Below are 22,524 nucleotides of genomic sequence, written 5' to 3' on the forward strand. Positions count from 1 at the left end.
CGCAAGAGGGAATGTTCCGGAGCCGGGAAGGCGGCGGGTTGCATTGCCCGGGGCCAGCCTTGCGGACGAAAAAAGCCCCGCCGAAGCGGGGCAAAGAGGGAACTGGGAGTCATCCCAGTTTTTTTGCAACAACGCAAATCGGCCCGGTCTGCGCCGGTTTGCGCCAAGGTTGGCCGATCAGTACTTCCACATGATCTTTTGCAGTTCCTTGCTGTCGTTGGTTTTGGTCAGCGCCAGTTCGGCCAGGATGCGGGCCTTCTGGGCATTCTGGTCGTCGGTGACGACCCAGTCGTACTTGTCGTCAGGCTGCTCGCCGTTGCGGATCACGACGCCGCTGCCGGTGCGGGTGGCGCGGATGACTTGCACGCCCTTGCCGCGCACTTCCTGCAGCACCGGCACGATCTGTTCGGCCACGCTGCCGTTGCCGGTGCCGTCATGGATGATCGCCTTGGCGCCGGCGTTGACGAAGGCGTCATAGGCGGCGCGGCTGACGTTGCCGTAGTTGTAGGCGATATCCACGCGCGGCAGGCTGTTGATCTTGTCGATGTCGAACTCGGTTTGCGTGGTGTGCGGACGGGCCGGCAGGCGGTAGAACATCAGCTTGTTTTCAACCACGTAGCCCAGCGGGCCGTAGGGCGAACGGAAGGTCTCGACCTTGAACGAGTTGCTCTTGGTGACGTCGCGGCCGGAATGGATTTCGTCGTTCATCACCACCAGCGTGCCTTTGCCGGCGGCTTCCTTGCTACCGGCGACCAGCACCGCGTCATACAGGTTCAGCGCGCCGTCCGCGCCCAGCGCGGTGCCGGGGCGCATCGAGCCGACCACCACCACCGGCTTCTCGCTCTTCAACACCAGGTTGAGGAAGTAGGCGGTCTCTTCGATGGTGTCGGTGCCGTGGGTGATCACGATGCCGTCCACATCGCTTTGCTTGAGCAGTTCGGAAACGCGCTTGCCCAGCTTCAGCAGGCGCTCGTCATTGAAGCTTTCGCTGCCGATCTGGAAAATCTGTTCGCCGCGCACGTTGGCGATCTTCGACACTTCCGGCACGGCGGCGATGATCTTGTCGACCGGAACCACGGCCGACTGGTAGGCCGCGGTGTTGACGCTGGAAGCGCCCGCGCCGGCGATGGTGCCGCCGGTGCCGATGACCACGACGTTGGGTTTCTTGTCCTGGGCCTGCGCCGATACGCTCAGGGCGGCGAAGGCGGCGGACATGATCATGACAGCGCCGATTTGTTTGAATTTTGCCTGCTGCATTTGAAGTCTCCTGGTGACAGTTTGTAAGTCCGTTTTACGGCTTGCTTCCGTTGTTCTGATGGCGCGTCGAAACGGCCGGTCCCGCACGGATGGTGAGGAACGCAGCGATCATACGAAAGCCGAATTGCGATGTCTCATGCTTTTAAAACATGGAAGGATGCGCCAAACGCATGAGTCCCGCCGGCGGCCCGGATCGCGGGGGGAGGGCAAGAAAAAACCGCCGTGAAGGCGGTTGGGGAGGCGTTCGTCGAAGACGGCGGGTCAGAAGAATTCGACGGTGTCGTTGGTGGTGATGCCGGAATGCAGTACACCGGAATCGACCAGCTCTTCATAGAAGCAGATACGGTTGCGGCCGTTTTTCTTGGCGTGGTACAGGGACTGGTCGGCATGGCCGAGGATGACCACCGGCGTTTCGCGCGAGATGCCGACAAAGCCGAGGCTGACCGTGACCTTGCCGACCTGCGGGAAGTCGTATTCCTGCACGTTCTGGCGGAAGCGGTCGAATATCTTGCGCGCGTCGGACAGGGTGGTCGAGCGCAGCAGGATGACGAACTCTTCGCCGCCGAAACGGAAGATGCGGTCGTGGCTGCGGAAGGAGGCGCGCAGGATGTTGGCCATCAGGATCAGCACTTCATCGCCGTACAGGTGGCCGTAGCGATCGTTGACCTGCTTGAAGTGGTCGATGTCGACCACGGCCAGCCAGTGGCCCTTGGCTTCAGCCAGGCCGTCATGGCGGCGGTCGTTCTTCTCCAGCGAATGCGCTTCATGCGGCGCGATGGCGAAGGCGTACTTGGTGAACTGTTCGTCGAAGGTCTTGCGGTTGAACAGGCCGGTCAAGGCGTCGCGCTCGCTGTAGTCGAGCAGGCTCTGGTAATTGCAGTAGACATGGAAGATGCCATGGATGACATCGAGCATCTGTGCATCGAAGGGCTTGGTGCTGCGAATTTCGACGCAGGAGTTCATCTTTCCGTGCAGCCATACCGGCAGCCAGAGGATGTGCGTGCCGTCCTCGGCGGTTTCGAGATATTCGTTGAGATGGCTGCGGATGCAGGCCACCATCGCCGGGTAGCTGGAGAGGGGTTCCTTGGGGTCGTCGCTGGTGTGTTCGTCGATGGTGTGGACTTCGCCGTCGCGGATCACCATCTTTTCCTGAACGTAGTGCGTATCGCGCATGTTGAAGATATCCAGCATGCGGATTTCCTGCACATTGGTCAGCTGGTACAGCGCCGAGATGACGGAGAGCGCCAGACGGGAATGCTCCCGGTGAGCAGTGATCTCTACCAGATGCTTGAGCAGCGGTTTCTTCATCTCGTTATCGATGTCCTGCATGAGCCCATTGTTCTATGTATGGTCGGTACTCGGATTTCGTGCTTCGCCATTCGCGCGATGTATCAGCACTTATGCAAGAATCACGCCATGAATCAAGCAAGGAAGCGGGATGATTTTACACGTTCGCGCGCGCTGGGATGAAGCAGTTTCTGCAGTTTGAAACCGAAAATATCGAATTCATTTCCACTTGGAAATTTTGTTTTGCAGTGAGTCATATTTACGCGCTGGTTTGATAGTCTTTTGACTTTGTGCGCGTTTGCCGATTCATGGACAGTTGCCTGGAAGCCTTGCCCCGAGTGCGTTTCGTGAGTATTTGTGAGAATTGATCCTGGCATCGCATGCATACCCGAGGGACGGCGGCGCCGTATGCAAGCGCGGCAAAACGCGCGCAAAAAAATCGCCGGTTGCTAGGCCGTAATGCCGTTCAGTCAAGGCTAATTCTGAAGCGCTCATCCCCCAAGCCCGTTCGGGCTGAGTAGGCCCGTCAGGGGCGTATCGAAGCCAGCGTGTCACCGTTTAGCGCTCTTGCCTGCCCTTCGATACGCTGCTTGCGCAGCTACTCAGGGCGAACGGAATCTGGACCGCACAAACACAAATGCCGTTCAGCGTTTAACTGAACGGCATTAGGTTGTTAGGGCCTGTTAACATTTAATTTACGAGTGCGAGTGGCCAGCAAGCGTTGTCTGCCTAGGCGTGGCGACGCGTCGTAGTGGTGCTACGGCAAGGAGCAACAACAACGGCAGGCGACGCTTGCTGGCTGCTCCCGGAGGGTTGCCTCCAGAAGACGCGCTGGCCGCGTTGCCCGGTGAGGCTGGTGGCCCACCACCAGCCTCACCGCGCGCCTTGCCACCCCGCCTTCTGGAGGCAACGCATCTCGCAAATTAAATGTTAACAGGCCCTAGACCGGCGATTTTTTATGTCGCTGTCACTTTCGCCAGCTTGTCAGGCATAGATGATCAGCAGCGCAATGGCGATGATCAACCCGAATTTGGTGATGCGGTAGACGGTCTTGTTCCATTTCTTGAAGCGGCGGCGATACTGGCCGGCCAGCCACACGAAGCGGAACAGTTTGTTCACGCGGCCGGTCTGGTCGCCGGTTTCATTGGGCGAAGCGGCGGCGGTCATCATGGTGCGGCCCAGCCATTGGTTGATCGCTTCGGCCCAGCGGTAGCGCAGCGGGCGTTCGACATCGCAGAACAGGATGATACGGTTCGTCTCGGTCCCGTTCTGCGCCCAGTGGATGAAGGTCTCGTCGAACACCACGCTCTGGCCGTCGCGCCAGCTATAGCGCTTGCCGTCGACTTCGATGAAGCAACGGTCATCGTTGGGCGTGACCAGGCCGAGGTGGTAGCGCAGCGAACCGGCATAGGGGTCGCGGTGCGGATTGAGCGTGCCGCCCGGCGCCAGCTCGGCGAACATCGCCGCCTTCACGCTGGGGACGCGGCGCAGGATCTCGACGGTCTTGGGGCAGAATTTCTCGGCCGAAGGATGGCTGGCGTTGTACCACTTCAGGTAGAAGCGCTTCCAGCCGGCCTTGAAGAAGGAGTTGAATCCGGCATCGTCGTTTTTCTCGGCGGCCTTGATCTTGGCCAGGTTCTGCAGCGCCACGGCTTCATCGCGGATGGTTTCCCAATTCTCGTCGATGAGGGCCAGGTCCTTGAACTCGCGCACGGCCGGATAGGGCACCGCCGGTACGCGCGAGAAGGCGTACATGAACAGGTTGATCGGCGACATGATCGACGAGTGGTCGAAGAACTGGCGCAGGAAGGGCAGCCGCACGCGTCCGCGGAAATGGATGAAAACGATCGAAAACAGGTAAATAAAGACGATTACCCACTTCATTGCATGGTCCTCTTGATGTTGCAGGCCGCCGGCCGATGTTGGCATGCGGCAAGGCAGATGTCTGCCAGATGGAGTCGGATCGGGAAAAACCAACCGCAGAAAGCGTCTGAAGGCGCCCAAAGCGCGCGGATGAGCTGAGTTGGTTCCCGAGCGTAGGCCCGCGCAGCGCGCGAGGCAAGCAAACGATTCTACACCAAGGGGGTGTCAGCAAATGTAAGCGTACCTGCCGCCTTGGCCCCGCTGCGCGGCTACGGCATGAGGGAAATCAAACAGGCAATAAAAAAGCGGGCCGGGGAAACCGGCCCGCGAGGGACAACAACAGTGAAGGATGAGACGTTGCGTATCGCTCAGGCGGCTTGCTGCACCACGGCCGGGCCGCGGTTCCAGCGCGGCAGGCCGGTGAAGGCGAAGTCGATCTCCGGTACGCGGCCGGCGACGATTTCGGCGATGGCGCGGCCGGAGCCGCAGCCCATGGTCCAGCCCAGGGTGCCGTGGCCGGTGTTCAGGTACAGGTTGCTGAACTTGGTCTTGCCCACATAGGGCACGTTGGACGGCGTCAGCGGGCGCAGGCCGGTCCAGTAGACCGGGTTCTCGTAGTCGCAGCCGTCCGGGAACAGTTCCCGGGTGCGGCGGGTGATGGCTTCGCAGCGGGTGGTGTTGAGCTCGCGGGTATAGCCGTTCAGTTCGCAGGTGCCGGCCACGCGCAGGCGGTCGCCCAGGCGCGAGACCACCAGCTTGTAGCCGTCGTCGGTGAGCGAGACGGTGGGGGCGGCGTCGGGATTGATGACCTTGTAGGTGGCCGAATAGCCCTTGCCTGGATAGAGCAGCAGGTCGATGCCCAGCGGCTTGACCAGCGGTTGCGAGAAGCTGCCCATGGCGACCACGAAGGCATCGGCCTTCAATACCTCATGGCGGCCGTCCGGATTGATGACTTCGACCCCGGTCACACGGGCCGAAGCGCCCGCGCCTTCGGTGATCAGGCGGGTGATGGTGGTGGAGAAGCGGAACTGTGTGCCGGCTTGCTCGGCCTTTTGCGCCAGGCCGGTAGTCAGCTTGTAGACGTCGCCGGATTCATCGGTGGCGGTGAAGTCGCCGCCGACGATCTTGTTGCGGATCGAGGCCAGCGCCGGTTCGATCTTCACCACTTCGTCGGCGCCGATCGATTCGCGCGGGCAGCCCAGGTCGCGCATCAGCTTGGCGGCCGGCAGCGATTCCTGGAATTCCTTTTCCTCGGTATAGAAGTGCAGGATGCCGCGGGTCAGGTGGTCGTACTGGATGCCGGTTTCGGCGCGCACGGCCTGCAGGGTCTGGCGGCTGTATTCGCACAGGGCGACGATGTTGCGGATGTTCTCGTCGGTGCGGGCGGCAGTGCATTCGCGCAGGAAGCTGACGGCCCACTTCCATTGCAGCCATTCGGGACGGAAGCGGTACAGCAGCGGGGCGTCTTCCTTGCCCAGCCACTTGAGCACCTTCATCGGCGCGGCCGGGTTGGCCCACGGCTCGGCGTGCGAGACCGAGATCTGGCAGCCGTTGGCGAAGCTGGTTTCCTGCGCCGCGCCGGGCTGGCGCTCGATGACGGTGACGTCGTAGCCTTCTTTCTGCAGGAACCAGGCCGAAGCGGTCCCGATAATGCCTGCGCCCAATACGATCACTTTCATCTCATTCTCCCGGTTTATGCGTGGTCTGGTGCGCGGCGGCGCCGAGCTGCCAGCAGATAGCAGATCGCAGATAGCAGATAGCAGCATTGTAAGAATTTCCCGATTGCCGATGTATTCAATACCGGCAAGGAATTTTCTTCAATATTAAGCAATGAGGCTTTGTTTATTTAAAAAACAAAGAAATTGGAGCAGATGTTTAATTTTTTGAAGATGAGAAGCGGGCCATCTCCTCGGCCACCGCGCGGGTCACGGTTTCTGCCAGCGCCTGGCGCAGGCTCTCCTTGACGCGCTGCGTCAGGATGTCGGAGATATTGTCCAGCACCACCGCCATCTGGTCCTGCAGGTGTTGCTGCAGGACGGAATCGGCTTGCGCCAGCAGGTTTTGCAGGACGTTTTCGCTGATTTCCTGTTCCCATTGGCGGTACTGTTCGGCGCTCGGGCTGGCCATTTCTGGTGCGGGTTGGGCCTGGTGAGCGGCCGGCGCCGACGGCTGCCAGAAGGCGCCGGGCTGGGCTGCGGCGCTGGCGGGATGGCCGGCCTGCGGCGGCGCCAGCGGGATGACCTCGGTCAGGAGCGGGATGCTGTTGTCGTCGTGGTTCATGGCATGCACCGTCGCTTAGCTGGCCACGAAGTGGGACAGCGGATAGCCGCGTTCCTTGTAGAAGCGGTAGCGCTCACGGCCGGCGGCGCGGTCGGCGTCGTCGACGGAAATGATTTCCAGCATGCGCTCGAAGCGGGCGAAATGGGCCGGCGTTTCGCCTGAGAGGTTGATCAGCACCTGGTGGTGCGGCAGTTCGATGTCGTCGCTGGCGGTCAGGATGATCGGGGTCTGCGCGGCCAGAGGATCGCCTGCGGCCACATGCGGCAGGAAGTCCTGTTCGGAAAAGGTCCACAGCGCCTGGTCGAGCTGCTGCAGTTCGCTGCGATCGCGCACGCGCAGCACGATCTGGGTGCCGGCGCCGCGCGCCTTGCGCACCAGCCGGCAGACATAGGCGAGTTTTTGCGGGACGTTGCTATGGAAGTCGATGCGGGTCATGGCGGAAGTATAGTGGCAAGCGGTACGGGCTGCCATGATCGGGCGGAGAAGATTGCTTCGCCGCGAGCCATATTCATGGCACCGTCATCCCGGCGCATGCCCCGGGATCCAGCGCCGTCCGTTACGCTCAGCAGGCGCTTGCAGAGCGTGACAAACGACGCTGGGCCCTGACTTTCATCAGGACGACGGTGTGGTGTTCAAGCCGCCATGCCGCTATGCCGCAGCAGCGCATCGATGCTCGGTTCGCGGCCGCGGAAGGCCTTGAACGACTCGATGGCCGGGCGCGAGCCGCCCACGGCCAGGATTTCCTGCTGGAAGCGGCGGCCGGTTTCGATCGACACCACGTTGCCGCCGCCGGCAGCGGCTTCCTCGAAGGCGCTGTAGGCGTCGGCCGACAGCACTTCGGCCCACTTGTAGCTGTAATAGCCCGCCGCATAGCCGCCGGCGAAGATGTGCGAGAACGAGTGCTGGAAGCGGTTGAACTCAGGCGGGCGGATCACGGCGATGCGGTCGCGCAATTCGTTGAGCAATTGCTGCACGGTCTGGTCGCCGCCTGCCTGGTACTCGTGGTGGATCATCATGTCGAACAGCGAGAACTCCACCTGGCGCAGCATCTGCAGGCCGGACTGGAAGTTCTTGGCGGCGATCATCTTGTCGTACAGCGCGCGCGGCAGCGGCGCGCCGGTCTCGGCATGCGCGGAGAGGTGCTGCAGCACATCCCATTCCCAGCAGAAGTTTTCCATGAACTGCGACGGCAGCTCGACCGCGTCCCATTCCACGCCGGAGATGCCGGACACGCCGACTTCATCGACTTGCGTCAACATGTGGTGCAGGCCATGGCCGAACTCGTGGAACAGCGTGATCACTTCATCGTGCGTGAACAGCGCCGGCTTGGCCACGCCGTCGACCACCGCCGGTTCGGTGAAGTTGCACACCAGGTAGGCGATCGGCGTCTGCACGCCGTTGGCGGTCAGGCGGCGGGCGCGGGCGTCGTCCATCCAGGCGCCGCCGCGCTTGCCGCTGCGCGCGTACAGGTCGAGGTAGAACTGGCCGACCAGCTGGCCGTCGCGCTCGATGCGGAAGAACTTCACGTCCTTGTGCCACACCGGCGCGGTGTCCGGCTTGATGGTGACGCCGAACAGTTGCTGCGCGACCTGGAACAGGCCGCCCACCACCTTGGGCTCGGGGAAGTATTGCTTCACTTCCAGTTCCGAGAAGGCGTAGCGCTGCTCGCGCAGCTTTTCCGAGGCATAGGTGCTGTCCCAGGCTTCCAGTGTGTCCAGGCCCAGCTTTTCCCTGGCGAAGGCCTTCAGTTCGGCATAGTCCTTTTCGCCGAAGGGGCGGGCGCGCCGGCCCAGGTCTTCGAGGAAGGCGATGACTTCGGCCGGCGATTGCGCCATCTTGGCCACCAGCGAGACTTCGGCGAAGTTGGCGTAGCCCAGCAGTTGCGCCTCTTCCTTGCGCAGCTTCAGGATGTCGTCGATGTTGGCGCTGTTGTCCCATTCCGGCCTGGCGCCCAGCTCGGACGCCTTGGTGGCGTTGGCGCGGTAGATCTTCTCGCGCAGCGCGCGGTTGTCGGCGTATTGCAGCACCGGGAAGTAGGAGGGGAAGTGCAGCGTGAACTTGAAGCCGGGCTTGCCGTCCTTCTCGGCGGCGGCGCGCGCGGCCTGCTTGACGTCATCCGGCAGGCCGGCGAGTTCGGCTTCGTCCTCGACGAACAGGCCGAAGTCGTTGGTGGCGTCCAGCACGTTCTCGGAGAAGCGGGTGGTCAGCGCCGCCTGCTTTTCCTGGATGGCGGCGAAGCGTTCCTTCTTGTCGTCGGGCAGCTCGGCGCCGGACAGGCGGAAGTCGCGCACGGCGTTGTCCACCACCTTGCGGCGCGCGGCCGACAGCGAGGCGAAGGCCGGGCTGGCCTGCAGCGCCTTGTACTTCTCGAACAAGGCCAGGTTCTGGCCCAGGCCGGTCCAGAATTCCACCAGGCGCGGCTGGTTCTCGTTGTAGGTGGCGCGCAGCGCCGGCGTATCCATCACCGAGTTCAGGTGGCCGACCACGCTCCAGGCGCGGCCCAGCTTTTCGGTGGCGGACTCCAGCGGTTCGACGAAGTTGTCCCAGGTGACCTCCGCCATCGGCGCTTCCAGTTCGGTTACCAGGCGGCCGGCGTCGGCCAGCAGCTTGTCCAGCGCGGGCGTGACGTGTTCCGGCTGGATGGCGTCGAACTGGGCGTAGCCCGAAAAGTCGAGCAGGGGATTGGCGGCGATGTCAGTGGTCATGGAGTCTTCTCTATTCAGTTCAATATCAGGTGCGTTCGGCGGCTTCGATGGTGTTGACCAGCAGCATGGTGATGGTCATCGGTCCGACGCCGCCCGGCACCGGGGTAATGTAGCCGGCGACTTCCTTGACGTTGGCGAAGTCGACGTCGCCGCACAGCTTGCCGTTGTCGTCGCGGTTCATGCCGACGTCCAGCACCACGGCGCCCGGCTTGACCATGTCGGCGGTGACGATGTTGCGGCGTCCGGTGGCCACTACCAGGATGTCGGCGTTGCGGGTATGCGCGCCGAGGTCACGGGTCTTGGAATTGCAGATGGTGACGGTGGCGCCGGCTTGCAAGAGCAACATCGCCTGCGGCTTGCCGACGATGTTGGAAGCCCCCACCACGACGGCGTTGGCGCCGCGCACCGGGTAATCGATCGATTCCAGCATCTTCATCACGCCGTACGGGGTGCAGGGGCGGAACAGCGGCTGGCCGGTCATCAGCAGGCCGGCGTTGCTGATGTGGAATCCGTCCACATCCTTCTCGGGGGCGATGGCTTCGATCACCTTGTGCGCATCGATATGGGCCGGCAGCGGCAGCTGCACCAGGATGCCATTGATCTTCGGGTCCTGGTTCAGGGCGTCGATGCGGGCCAGCAGTTCGGCCTCGGTCAGCGAGGCCTCATACTTTTCCAGCACCGAATACAGGCCGTTGTCTTGGCAAGCCTTGACCTTGTTGCGCACATAGACCTGGGACGCCGGGCTGTCGCCGACCAGGATCACCGCCAGGCCAGGCTGCTTGCCTTGAGCGGTCAGGGCGGCGGCGCGTTTGGCAACGTCGGCGCGCAGTTGTTGGGAGAGCAGGTTTCCGTCGATCAGTTGAGCTGGCATGGCAAATATAGAAGCAGGGCGGTGGCGAAAGCCCCGGGCGGCGCCGGGGCGATGAAAGCGCATGAAGCGCAGAACCCGTGATTATAAAGCCAGCGCGGCCGGGCGACGATGCGGCGCCCGACGGAAGAGCATCGAAGAAAATTGCCTTTCATGCAATCAAAATGCCCGCGCTTCCACAATGGGGGCATTTTGCCCCGTGCGCGACGGGGAATTTCAATTTCGGTTATGCTCCCGCAACCAAAGCGCTACGACATCACTTTTGAAGGACGCCCGCATGACCGATTTGCTGAACCAACGCCTGCAACAGCTCGCCAGCCCGCAACATATCGCGCTGCTCGGCCAGGGTTTGCGCGGCGTGGAACGCGAAACGCTGCGGGTCGACCGCCACGGGCAACTGGCGCATACGCCGCATCCGCCGGCGCTGGGTTCGGCGTTGACCAACGACCTGATCACCACCGATTACTCCGAGTCGCTGCTGGAATTCATCACGCCGGCCGAGCCGGATATCGCCACCGCCCTGCAACGGCTGGATGAGATCCACCGCTTCGTCTACGCCCGGCTGGGCGGCGAGCTGCTGTGGAATGCCTCGATGCCCTGCGTGCTGCCGCCTGAGGACGAGATTCCCATCGCCTGGTACGGCAGTTCGCACATCGGCATGCTCAAGCACGTCTACCGCCGCGGCCTGGCGCTGCGCTATGGCCGCACCATGCAGTGCATCGCCGGCATTCATTACAACTTCTCGCTGAATGAAGGCGTATGGGACGTGCTGCGCGAAAGCGACCGCGGCGTCGATGCCTCGGTTTCGCGGCGCGACTACCAGTCGGAACGCTACATCGCCTTGATCCGCAACTTCCGCCGCTACAGCTGGCTGCTGATGTACCTGTTCGGCGCCTCGCCGGCGGTGGCGACCAATTTCCTGCGCGGCCGCCCGCACCAGCTGGAGACCTTGTCCGACGACACGCTCTACCTGCCCTACGGCACCAGCCTGCGCATGAGCGACCTGGGTTACCAGAACAACGCCCAGGCCAACATCACCCCGCACTACAACAACCTGCCGGCCTACATCCGCAGCCTGGCGCATGCGGTCAGCGAGCCCTATCCGCCTTACGAGGCGATCGGCGCCAAGCGCGATGGCGAATGGGTGCAGATCAACACCAACATCCTGCAGATCGAGAACGAGTTCTATTCGTCGATCCGCCCCAAGCGCGTCATCTACAGCGGCGAACGCCCGGTGCAGGCCTTGTCGGCGCGCGGCGTGCAGTATGTGGAAGTGCGCTGTATGGACATCGACCCGTTCGATCCGCTGGGCATCAACCTGCAGACGGCGCGCTTCCTCGATGTGTTCCTGCACTTCCTGGCTTTCGACGACAGCTGCCTGACCTCGGACGAGGAGGGTATCGAGAACCGCGCCAACTTCATGGCCACGGTCAAGCAGGGGCGTCAGCCCGGCCTGCAATTGCAGTTCAAGGGCCGTGCGATCGGCTTGAAGGAATGGGGCGAGCAACTGCTGGAGCGCATGGCGCCGGTGGCCGAACTGCTGGACCGGCAGGCCGGCGGCAGCGCCCACCGCGACAGCATGGCCGCCCAGCGCGCCAAGCTGGCCGACCCCGACGCCACGCCATCGGCGCGGGTGCTGCGCGAGATCCGCGCGGCCGGCAATTCCTTCCCGGCCTGGGCCCTGCAAAACAGCGCGGCGCAGGCCGGACAACTGCTGGCCGAGCCGCTGACGGCGGCGCAGACCGCCGACTTCGTCGCCATCGCCCAGGCTTCGCTGGAGGCCCAGCGCGAAATCGAGCGCACCCAGACCGGCGACTTCGACGCCTTCGTCGCCGCCTACCGCGCCAGCACGCTGGGCAATATCAGCGTCTGATCCTCCAGGCCGGAACCAAGCCGCCGTCTTTACGCCTATCTATATAGAACCGACCTCATCCGGTGCATGATCCATGGGGCGGTATCGCTGCTGCCGCCAGGCTTGTGATGCGAACTTCATTGTCTTTTTGATATTTTTCGTGGTGGGCCGCTGCGGTCGCAGTGCTTCTTCGATGGCCTGAACGGGGTGGCGAAGGATTATTTTGCGGCATTGCAAACATGGCAAAAAATCCCCTTCATATCGTCCTGACCGTAAAAATACGGTGGCTGGAAAGCGCCTGTTCATGCCGCTTTGCAGCATAATTTTGCATTATGAAATCAATTATCGCAATTTGAAAATCAAAAAATCCCTGATAAAATGCGTCGTCCATACGGCTGGAAGACCGTACATTAGAGTTTATGAGTGTTTTCCACGCATCATCGCCGGCGGCTATTTGCACTGAATGACCCGACCGACCCGGCCAGTCCATGAGATCTGGCCAGGGCCTTCAACAAACAGGAGACATGACATGTCAGCCCAAATCGACCAAGTCCTGGCGCAGGCCGCCAACGATCCCGACGTGATGGAAACCCAGGAGTGGCTTGACGCCCTCGAAGCCGTGATCGAGAAGGAAGGTCCGGACCGCGCCCACTACCTGATGGAGCGCATGGTCGACCTGGCCCGCCGCCGCGGCGCGCATATTCCGTTTTCCAGCAATACCGCCTACGTCAACACCATCCCCGCCGACCAGGGCGAGCACTGCCCCGGCAACCTCGAATACGAAGAGCGCCTGCGCTCGTGGATGCGCTGGAACGCCATGGCCATGGTGGTCAAGGCCAACCGCGTCGACGGCGACCTCGGCGGCCACCTGTCCTCGTTCGCCTCGCTGGCCAACATGCTGGGCATCGGCTTCAACCACTTCTGGCACGCCCCGACCGAAGACCACGGCGGCGACCTGCTGTACATCCAGGGCCACTCCTCGCCCGGCATCTATGCGCGCGCCTTCCTGGAAGGCCGCCTGACCGAAGAGCAACTGATCCATTTCCGTCGCGAAGCCGACGGCAAGGGCCTGTCTTCGTACCCGCACCCGAAACTGATGCCGGAATTCTGGCAGTTCCCGACCGTCTCGATGGGCCTGGGCCCCTTGATGGCGATCTACCAGGCGCGCTTCCTGAAGTACCTGCACGCCCGCGGCATCGCCAAGACCGACAACCGCAAGGTCTGGGCCTTCTGCGGCGACGGCGAGATGGACGAACCGGAATCGATGGGCGCCATCGGCATGGCCGGCCGCGAAAAGCTCAACAACCTGGTCATCGTGGTCAACTGCAACCTGCAGCGCCTGGACGGCCCGGTGCGCGGCAACGGCAAGATCATCCAGGAACTGGAATCCGACTTCCGCGGCGCCGGCTGGAACGTGGTCAAGGTCATCTGGGGCAGCGGCTGGGACGAGCTGCTGGCCAAGGACAAGGAAGGCATCCTGCAGAAGGTGATGATGGAAACCGTCGACGGTGAATATCAGAACTACAAGGCCAAGGATGGCGCCTACGTGCGCAAGCACTTCTTCGGCAAGCACCCCAAGCTGCTGGAAATGGTCAGCAAGATGTCCGACGACGACATCTGGCGCCTGACCCGCGGCGGCCACGATCCGCACAAGATCTACGCCGCCTTCAAGGTCGCGCAAGAGAGCAAGGATCAACCGACCGTGATCCTGGCCAAGTCCATCAAGGGCTACGGCTTCGGCAAGGCCGGCGAAGCGCGCAACACCGCGCACAACACCAAGAAGCTGGACGACGAGGCCATCAAGGCCATGCGCGACCGCTTCCAGCTGCCGATCTCGGACGCCGACCTGCCCAATATCCCGTTCTTCAAGCCGGCCGACGACGCGCCTGAAATGCAATACCTGCACGAGCGCCGCAAGGCCCTGGGCGGCTATCTGCCGCAGCGCCGTCCGCAAGCCGACGAGAAGCTGCCGGTGCCTGAGCTGTCCGCCTTCCAGGCAATGCTGGAGCCGACCGCCGAAGGCCGTGAAATTTCCACCACCGCCGCCTATTCGCGCGTGCTGACCGCGCTGCTGCGCGACCAGAACCTGGGCCCGCGCGTGGTGCCCATCATGGTCGACGAATCCCGTACCTTCGGCATGGAAGGCCTGTTCCGCCAGATCGGCATCTTCAGCCAGGTCGGCCAGCTGTACGAACCGGTCGACAAGGACCAGGTCATGTACTACCGCGAAGACAAGGCCGGCCAGATCCTGCAGGAAGGCATCAACGAAGCGGGCGGCATGAGCTCGTGGATCGCCGCGGCGACCTCGTACTCGACCAACAACCGCGTGATGATCCCGTTCTACACCTATTACTCGATGTTCGGCCTGCAGCGTATCGGCGACCTGGCATGGGCGGCAGGCGACATGCGCGCGCGCGGCTTCCTGATCGGCGGCACCGCCGGCCGCACCACCCTGAACGGCGAAGGCCTGCAGCACGAAGACGGCCACAGCCACGTGTTCGCCTCGGCGATCCCGAACTGCGTACCCTACGACCCGACCTTCGCCCACGAAGTCGCGGTGATCATCCATGACGGCCTGCGCCGCATGGTGGCCAACCAGGAAGACGTGTTCTACTACATCACCGTGATGAACGAGAACTACGCGCATCCGGGCATCAAGCCGGGCCAGGAAGAGGGCATCCTGAAGGGCCTGTACCTGTTGAACGAAGGCGGCAAGAAGAACAAGCTGCGCGTGCAACTGCTGGGCTCGGGCACCATCCTGCGCGAAGTCATCGCCGCCGCCGACCTGCTGCGCGACGACTGGAAGGTCGACGCCGACGTCTGGTCCGCGCCCTCGTTCACGCTGCTGGCCCGCGACGGCCAGGATGTGGAACGCTGGAACATGCTGCACCCGGCCGAGACCGCGAAGAAAAGCTATTTCGAGCAATCGCTGGAAGGCACCGACGGCCCGATCGTGGTCTCCACCGACTACATGCGCACCTATGCCGAACAAGTCCGCGCCTTCGTGCCCAAGGGCCGTTCCTACAAGGTGCTGGGCACCGACGGCTACGGCCGTTCGGACACCCGCGCCAAGCTGCGCGAGTTCTTCGAGGTCAACCGCTACTTCGTGACCGTGGCGGCCTTGAAGTCGCTGGCCGATGAAGGCAAGATCAAGCCTGAAGTCGTGGCGCAGGCGATTGCCAAGTACGGCATCGACCCGAACAAGCCGAACCCGGTGACCCAGTAAGTTCCGCCGACCCGAGCATCCCCGCTTCAGCTTCCTGATCGCGGGGATGTTTCGTGTCGGTGCCAGCCGGAAAACAGGAAAGCGGCGGCCGCAACATGGCTTAAGATGCAATGGCCACGCGGCAGCACCTTCCCCTCTGCGAATACCCCCTCCCAGCCCAAGGCCGGGGAACAGAACAACGGAGCGCAACAGATGAGTCAAGTCGAAGTAAAAGTCCCGGACATCGGCGATTTCAAGGAAGTCGAAGTCATTGAGGTGATGGTCAAGGTCGGCGACACGATCAAGGTCGACCAGTCGCTGATCACCGTCGAATCCGACAAGGCCAGCATGGAGATTCCCTCCAGCCAGGCTGGCGTGGTCAAGGAAATCAAGGTCAAGGTCGGCGACAAGGTCGCCGAAGGCTCGCTGTTGCTGATCGTCGAAGGCGAAGGCGCCGGCGCAGCGCCGGCCGCGGCCCCAGCACAAGCCGCAGCAGCGGCGCCGGCAGCGGCACAGGCTGCGGCGCCCGCACCGACACCTGCTGCTGCTCCCGCTGCTGCACCCGCTGCCGCCGGCGGCGTGATCCAGATCGAAGTGCCCGACATCGGCGACTTCAAGGAAGTCGAAGTCATCGAACTGATGGTCAAGGTCGGCGACACGGTCAAGGCCGAACAGTCGCTGCTGACCGTCGAGTCCGACAAGGCCAGCATGGAAATCCCGTCCAGCCACGCCGGCGTGATCAAGGAACTGAAGGTCAAGCTGGGCGACAAGGTCGCCAAGGGCAGCATCATCGCCTCGCTGGAAACCACCGGCGGCGCGCCTGCTGCCGCACCGGCCGCCGCATCAGCGCCTGCTGCCGCGGCCCCCGCGGCTGCGCCAGCGCCTGCGGCAGCACCGGCCGCCGCGCCGGCCATCGCCACCGCATCGGCGACCAGCACCGGCGGCAAGGCCCACGCCTCGCCGTCCGTGCGCAAGTTCGCGCGCGAACTGGGCGTGGATCTGGCGCGCGTGCCGGCCACCGGCCCCAAGGGCCGTATCCTGCAAGAGGACGTGCAGAACTTCGTCAAGGGCGTGATGGCCGGTTCGACCCAGGTTGCCGCCGCACCGGGCAAGAACGGCAGCGGCGCCGGCATGGACCTGCTGCCGTGGCCGTCGCTGGACTTCTCCAAGTTCGGCGCCACCGAGCTGCAGCCGTTGTCGCGCATCAAGAAGATCAGCGGCCCCAACCTGCACCGTAACTGGGTGATGATCCCGCACGTGACGCAATTCGACGAAGCCGACGTCACCGAACTGGAAGAATTCCGCGTCGCCTCCAATGCCGCTTACGCCAAGGCCAAGTCGCCGGTCAAGCTGACCATGCTGGCGTTCGTCATCAAGGCCAGCGTCGCCGCGCTGAAGAAATTCCCGGCGTTCAATTCCTCGCTGGACGCCAATGGCGAAAACCTGATCCTCAAGCAGTACTACAACATCGGCTTCGCGGCCGATACGCCGAACGGCCTGGTGGTTCCGGTGATCAAGAACGCCGACCAGAAGAGCATCAGCCAGATCGCCACCGAAATGGGCGAGCTGTCGGCACAGGCGCGTGACGGCAAGCTGAAGCCGGCCGACATGCAGGGTGCGACCTTCACCATCTCGTCCTTGGGCGGCATCGGCGGCACCGCCTTCACGCCCATCATCAACGCGCCGGAAGTGGCGATCCTCGGCCTGTCCAAGTCGATCACCAAGCCGGTATGGGACGGCAAGCAGTTCGTGCCGCGCCTGATGCTGCCGACTTCGCTGTCCTACGACCACCGCGTCATCGACGGTGCAATGGGGGCCCGCTTCTCGGCCTACCTGGCTGACGTGCTGGGCGACCTGCGCAAGTCCTTGCTCTAATCAAGTCGATGCGCCGCCCCGGTGGCGGCGCGCAGCGAAACAGAACATAACGGAGCCAAGACAATGAGTCTCTCTGAAGTCAAGGTCCCCGATATCGGGGATTTCAAGGAAGTCGAAGTCATCGAAGTGATGGTCAAGGTGGGCGACACGATCAAGGTCGACCAGTCGCTGATCACCGTCGAGTCCGACAAGGCCAGCATGGAAATCCCGTCGTCGACGGCGGGCGTGGTCAAGGAACTGAAGGTCAAGGTCGGCGACAAGGTCGCCGAAGGCTCGGTGCTGCTGATGGTGGAAGCTTCGGACGCGGCCGCCGCGGCCCCTGCGCCGGCAGCTGCTCCGGCGCCTGCAGCGGCGGCACCGGCAGCCCCGGCGGCAGCGCCCGCCGCTCCCGCAGCCACAGCGGCCGCACCGGCCGCCGCCAGCTTCGGCGGCAGCGCCGACGTGCAGTGCGACGTGATGGTGCTGGGCGGCGGTCCCGGCGGCTACTCGGCCGCCTTCCGCGCGGCCGACCTTGGCCTCAACACCGTCATCGTCGAACAGGAAGCCACGCTGGGCGGCGTCTGCCTGAACGTCGGCTGCATCCCGTCCAAGGCGCTGCTGCACGTGGCCGCCGTGATCGACGAGACCGCCGCCATGGCCTCGCACGGCGTCACCTTCGGCAAGCCCGAGATCGACATCGACAAGCTGCGCGGCTACAAGGACAAGGTGATCGGCACCATGACCGGCGGCCTGGCCGGCATGGCCAAGGCGCGCAAGGTCGCCGTGGTCAACGGCAACGGCCAGTTCGCCGGCCCCAACCATATCGAAGTGACGGCCGCCGACGGCAGTAAGAAGGTGGTGCAGTTCAAGCACGCCATCATCGCCGCCGGCTCATCGGTGGTGAACCTGCCGTTCGTGCCGCAGGATCCTCGCATCGTCGACTCCACCGGCGCGCTGGAACTGCGCCAGGTGCCCAAGCGCATGCTGGTCATCGGCGGCGGCATCATCGGCCTGGAAATGGCGACGGTCTACTCCACGCTGGGCGCGCGCATCGACGTGGTCGAGATGATGGACGGCCTGATGCAGGGCGCCGACCGCGACATGGTCAAGGTCTGGCAGAAGTTCAACGAGAAGCGCTTCGACAACGTCATGCTCAAGACCAAGACCGTGGCGGTGGAAGCGTTGAAGGAAGGCATCAAGGTCACCTTCGAGGCCGCCGAAGCCGGCGCCAAGTCGCCCGAGCCGCAAGTCTACGACCTGGTGCTGGTGGCCGTAGGCCGCAGCCCCAACGGCAAGAAGGTGTCTGCCGACAAGGCCGGCGTGATCGTCGGCGAGCGCGGCTTCATCCCGGTCGACAAGCAGATGCGCACCAACGTGCCGCACATCTTCGCCATCGGCGACCTGGTGGGCCAGCCGATGCTGGCGCACAAGGCTGTGCATGAAGGCCACGTGGCGGCCGAGGCGATCGCCGGCGAGAAGAGCTTCTTCGACGCCAGCGTGATCCCGTCGGTGGCCTACACCGATCCGGAAGTGGCATGGGTCGGCGTCACCGAAGACGAAGCCAAGGCCCGCGGCATCAAGATCGAGAAGGGCCACTTCCCGTGGGCCGCTTCCGGACGCGCGGTGGCCAACGGCCGTTCCGAAGGCTTCACCAAGCTGCTGTTCGACGCCGAGACGCACCGCGTGATCGGCGGCGGCATCGTCGGCACGCACGCCGGCGACATGATCGGCGAAGTGGCGCTGGCCATCGAGATGGGCGCCGACGCGGTCGACATCGGCAAGACCATCCACCCGCACCCGACGCTGGGCGAATCGCTCGGCATGGCGGCGGAAGTGGCGGAAGGGCATTGCACCGACCTGCCGCCGCAGCGCAAGAAGTAAGCGTTGCTGCGCAATGAAAAACGGCGAACTCCGGTTCGCCGTTTTTTTTCGCCTGCGGACAGGACCGGCGGCGCTTAAAGAAGTTTGCCCGGATTCATGATCAGGTTGGGATCGAAAGCCTGCTTGATCCGCAACATCAATTCCATCTCCAGCGGTTGCTTGTAATGGCGCAGTTCGTCGCGGCGCAGCTGGCCTACGCCATGTTCGGCGCTGATGCTGCCGTTCATGCGCGCGACCAGGTCGTGCACCAGCCGGTTGAAGACGGCGGTGGCGTGCTTGGCTTCTTCATCGGTCGACGACAGCGGGATCATCACGTTGAAGTGCAGGTTGCCGTCACCCAGGTGGCCGAAGTTGACGATCTCGGCGGTGCTGCCCTCGCCGCCGATGGCGGCCTCGGCCGCCTGCGTGAACGCTGCCAGCGACGAGATCGGCAGCGCGATGTCGTGCTTGACCACCTTGCCGGCGCGCACCTGCGCTTGCGAGATGCCCTCGCGCAGTTTCCACAGCGCCGCGCTTTGCGCCTGGCTGGCGCAGAACATGGCGTCGTTCACCAAGCCGTCTTCCAGGGCCTGGCCCAGCACATCTTCCAGCATCGCCTGTAGGCCGCCATCCTCGGTGTCGGCCAGTTCGACCAATGTGTTGAAGGCGGCCGGCTGCGCCAGCGGCGCACGGGTGTCGGCCACGTGCTGAAGCACCAGCGCCAGCGCGGCGGCCGACATCATCTCGAAGGCCACCAGCCGTTCGCCGCAACGCGCGCGGGAGCGCGCCAGCAATTCGACCAGCTGCTCCAGCGTATCGGCGCCGACCCAGGCGGTGGCGCGCGCGTGCGGCTGGGCGAACAGCTTGAGCACGGCGCCGGTGATCACGCCCAGCGTTCCTTCGGAACCGATGAAAAGGTCGCGCAGGTCGTAACCGGTATTGTCCTTGCGCAGCCCGCGCAGGCCGTTCCAGATGCGCCCGTCGGGCAGCACTACTTCCAGCCCCAGCGCCAGTTCGCGCATGTTGCCAAAGCGCAGCACGGCGATGCCGCCGGCATTGGTGGCGAGGTTGCCGCCGACCGTGCAGCTGCCTTCGGCGCCCAGGCTCAGCGGGAAGTAGCGGCCCGCCTCGCGCGCGGCTTGCTGCGCGTTGGCCAGGATCACGCCGGCATCTACCGTCATGGTGTTGTTGAGAGGGTCGACCTCGCGGATGCGGTTCATGCGCGTGGTCGAGAGGATCACCTGGGCGCCGCTGTCGTCCGGCGTGCCGCCGCCGCTCATGCCGGTGTTGCCGCCCTGGGTGACGATGGGCGTATGCGTGATGTGGCACAGCCGCACCACCTCAGCAGTCTGGACGGTGTCGGCCGGGCGCACGACGACTGTCACGCGGCCTTGCCACTTGCCCAGCCAGTCCTTCAGGTAAGGCGCCTGCGCCTCCGCATCGGTCACCAGCCCGGCGTCGCCGACGATGGCGCGCAATTGTTCGATCAGGTCTTGCGTGTTGTCGCTCATCTCAGGCTCCATGCCAGTTCAGCTTGACGCGGCCGATCGCCATCGCAACCGCGGCCTGGCTCGGTTCCACCACCGGCATGCCCAGCGCCTGCTGCAGCGGTTCGCGATAGACCGCCATGCCGGCGCAGCCCATGACGATCACGTCGGAGCCACGCTCGTCGCGCAGCCGGCGGCCGACCTCGGTCATGCGTTGCAGCGTGCGTTGGTATTGGGAGAGCTCGGTCACGTTCAGGCCGATCGCCAGTTCGCCGGCCAGGCGCGACTGCACGCCCATGGCGCCGTAGGCGCGCAGGTGGCGCGGGATGGAGGCGTCGAGGATGGCGATCACGCCGAAGCGCTGGCCCAGCGTCAATGCGCTCAGGATGCCGCATTCCATGATGCCCAGCACCGGCGCCTTGACCGCTTCGCGCACCGCGAACAAGCCGGGGTCGGAGAAGCAGGCGATCACAAAGGCGCCGGCGCGCGCTTCCAATGAGCGCGCCAGCGCCGCCAGCGGCAGCGTCACCGATTCGACGTCGTGCTGGCTCTGGATGCCCGGCGGGCCGGATGGCAGCGACAGGCATTCGATGGCCGGGCCGCCGGCCATGCGCAGCGGCGCCATGGCGGCATCGATGCCATCGGTGACGCGCTGCGTGCTGTTGGGATTGATGACGAAGACGGTCTGGCCGTCAGGTGGGGGAGTGGACATGGTGCTTTCCCGGGAGTGGGCGGTTGGGTTCACAATCGATGAAGAAACTCTAACCCAGGCCGCTGGGCATGCTCCTTGCTCATTTGTCGGTTCCCCTTAACATCCTGTTATGCATGGCGAGGACTTATGGCACTGAACCTGCGTCAGATCGAAATCTTCCGCGCGGTGATGATCACCGGCTCCATCAGCGGCGCTTCGCAGCTGTTGTTCGTTTCGCAACCGGCAGTCAGCCGCCTGCTTTCGCATACCGAGCAGCGCGTCGGTTTCGCCCTGTTCGAGCGCATCAAGGGCCGGCTGTACGCCACGCCCGAGGCCAAGAAGCTGTTCCATGAAGTGGAGAGCGTCTACCAGGCGGTGCAGCGCGTCAACGAACTGGCCACCGACTTGGCCGACAACCGCAGCGGCATCCTCAACATCGTCTCCAGCCCCAGCATCGGGCAGATGCTGATCCCGCAGGCCATCACGCTGTTCCGCAACCGGCACCCGGACGTCAAGCTGAGCTTCCACTGCCTCAACTACGGCTACCTCAAGGAACGCCTGCTGAACCGCCAGGCCGACCTGGGCATCATCATCCTGCCGATGGAGCATCCCAACTTGGAGGTGGTGCCGCTGTGCAGCAACCGCCTGGTGTGCGTGCTGCCGTACAACCACGAGTTGGCGCGGCGCGGCACGCTGGCGTTGGCCGACCTGAGGCCCTTCCCGCTGATCTCCTACGACAAGGATTCGCCCTTCGGCGGCATCGTCGGCCGCTTCTACCAGGCCGAGGAAGAGGCGCTGCGGCCCATCATGGAAGTGGGCTCGCCGCAGAATGCCTGTTCGCTGGTGCAGATGGGGGCGGGGGTGGCGCTGGTGGACGAATTCTCCGTGCGCAGTTGGGCCGGCAGCAGCCAGATGGTGGTGCGGCCGGTGGCGCGCGCGCCCATCCTGCAGGCCAATCTGGTGCATGTGCGGCTGGAGCCGTTGTCGCAACTGACGCAGGCTTTTATTGGCGAACTGCGGAAGTTGGTGAAGGCGCAGGGGTATGGGGTGCCGCCGCAAGAGGGGGAGGTGCTTGCGGCGGCGTGAGGGGGCTTCACCTTATGTGTTGGTTGTATGGTCGTTATTTGGGTAGTCTGGTCTTGCTGTGTGCAGATGTACTGGCTTAATGCTTATCTTTCTTCGGTCGAAGCGGAGCGCCGGGGGCGGCCCGGCAGCCGCTTACTTTCTTTGGCCCGCCAAAGAAAGTAAGCAAAGAAAGGCGGCCCCTAAGTGCCAGCCCCTTCGGGGTGCCCGTTGGAGCGCCATGAAAAATGGG

At 63.7% G+C, this 22,524-nt stretch carries 15 protein-coding genes; 5 read left to right on the plus strand and 10 right to left on the minus strand.

The features are described from left to right. Positions 1 to 177 precede the first annotated feature (177 nt). The 8 genes from FB598_RS18435 to folD all read right to left on the minus strand — a co-directional run bounded on the left by FB598_RS18435 (position 178) and on the right by folD (position 10,263). Entirely contained in the window at positions 178 to 1,221 is a 1,044-nt protein-coding gene (locus tag FB598_RS18435) for an asparaginase (RefSeq protein ID WP_255463964.1), read from the minus strand. 297 nt (positions 1,222 to 1,518) lie between these two features. Continuing rightward, entirely contained in the window at positions 1,519 to 2,586 is a 1,068-nt protein-coding gene (locus tag FB598_RS18440; protein WP_183405797.1) for a GGDEF domain-containing protein, read from the minus strand. 942 nt (positions 2,587 to 3,528) lie between these two features. Continuing rightward, positions 3,529 to 4,428, minus strand: coding sequence for a lipid A hydroxylase LpxO (gene lpxO / locus FB598_RS18445; protein WP_141917133.1), 900 nt, complete (start codon positions 4,426 to 4,428; stop codon positions 3,529 to 3,531). Between the two features lie 347 nt (positions 4,429 to 4,775). After that, positions 4,776 to 6,086 (minus strand): D-amino acid dehydrogenase, encoded by a 1,311-nt coding sequence (locus tag FB598_RS18450; RefSeq protein ID WP_141917131.1) that lies wholly within the window; start codon positions 6,084 to 6,086, stop codon positions 4,776 to 4,778. Positions 6,087 to 6,282: 196 nt separating this feature from the next. Then, positions 6,283 to 6,687, minus strand: coding sequence for a hypothetical protein (locus tag FB598_RS18455; RefSeq protein WP_141917130.1), 405 nt, complete (start codon positions 6,685 to 6,687; stop codon positions 6,283 to 6,285). A gap of 15 nt (positions 6,688 to 6,702) precedes the next feature. After that, positions 6,703 to 7,122 (minus strand): DNA polymerase III subunit chi, encoded by a 420-nt coding sequence (locus tag FB598_RS18460; RefSeq protein WP_141917468.1) that lies wholly within the window; start codon positions 7,120 to 7,122, stop codon positions 6,703 to 6,705. A gap of 197 nt (positions 7,123 to 7,319) precedes the next feature. Next, positions 7,320 to 9,392: a M3 family metallopeptidase gene (locus FB598_RS18465; protein WP_141917126.1), complete on the minus strand. Its 2,073-nt coding sequence runs from the start codon at positions 9,390 to 9,392 to the stop codon at positions 7,320 to 7,322. A 25-nt stretch (positions 9,393 to 9,417) separates the two neighbouring features. Continuing rightward, positions 9,418 to 10,263, minus strand: a complete 846-nt coding sequence (folD, locus tag FB598_RS18470; protein WP_141917125.1) for a bifunctional methylenetetrahydrofolate dehydrogenase/methenyltetrahydrofolate cyclohydrolase FolD — start codon at positions 10,261 to 10,263, stop codon at positions 9,418 to 9,420. A 274-nt stretch (positions 10,264 to 10,537) separates the two neighbouring features. On the opposite strand from folD, the gene gshA reads away from it, so the two are divergent. The 4 genes from gshA to lpdA all read left to right on the plus strand — a co-directional run bounded on the left by gshA (position 10,538) and on the right by lpdA (position 19,052). Next, on the plus strand, positions 10,538 to 12,133 hold the full coding sequence (gshA, locus tag FB598_RS18475; protein ID WP_141917123.1) for a glutamate--cysteine ligase: 1,596 nt from the start codon (positions 10,538 to 10,540) through the stop codon (positions 12,131 to 12,133). Between the two features lie 508 nt (positions 12,134 to 12,641). Further along, positions 12,642 to 15,338, plus strand: coding sequence for a pyruvate dehydrogenase (acetyl-transferring), homodimeric type (gene aceE / locus FB598_RS18485; RefSeq protein ID WP_141917117.1), 2,697 nt, complete (start codon positions 12,642 to 12,644; stop codon positions 15,336 to 15,338). Positions 15,339 to 15,530: 192 nt separating this feature from the next. Then, positions 15,531 to 17,192, plus strand: a complete 1,662-nt coding sequence (aceF, locus tag FB598_RS18490) for a dihydrolipoyllysine-residue acetyltransferase (protein ID WP_141917114.1) — start codon at positions 15,531 to 15,533, stop codon at positions 17,190 to 17,192. A 63-nt stretch (positions 17,193 to 17,255) separates the two neighbouring features. Continuing rightward, entirely contained in the window at positions 17,256 to 19,052 is a 1,797-nt protein-coding gene (gene lpdA / locus FB598_RS18495) for a dihydrolipoyl dehydrogenase (protein WP_141917112.1), read from the plus strand. Between the two features lie 74 nt (positions 19,053 to 19,126). On the opposite strand, the gene FB598_RS18500 is transcribed toward lpdA, so the two are convergent. Continuing rightward, on the minus strand, positions 19,127 to 20,542 hold the full coding sequence (locus FB598_RS18500) for an FAD-binding oxidoreductase (protein WP_141917109.1): 1,416 nt from the start codon (positions 20,540 to 20,542) through the stop codon (positions 19,127 to 19,129). Between the two features lies 1 nt (position 20,543). Then, complete coding sequence (locus tag FB598_RS18505; RefSeq protein WP_141917107.1) at positions 20,544 to 21,230, minus strand: aspartate/glutamate racemase family protein; 687 nt, start codon at positions 21,228 to 21,230, stop codon at positions 20,544 to 20,546. A gap of 126 nt (positions 21,231 to 21,356) precedes the next feature. On the opposite strand from FB598_RS18505, the gene FB598_RS18510 reads away from it, so the two are divergent. After that, entirely contained in the window at positions 21,357 to 22,295 is a 939-nt protein-coding gene (locus FB598_RS18510) for a LysR family transcriptional regulator (RefSeq protein ID WP_141917104.1), read from the plus strand. The last annotated feature ends 229 nt before the right edge of the window (positions 22,296 to 22,524 follow it).

Origin of the sequence: Herbaspirillum sp. SJZ106, from assembly GCF_006715495.1 — a bacterium.
GTDB lineage: Bacteria > Pseudomonadota > Gammaproteobacteria > Burkholderiales > Burkholderiaceae_D > Herbaspirillum.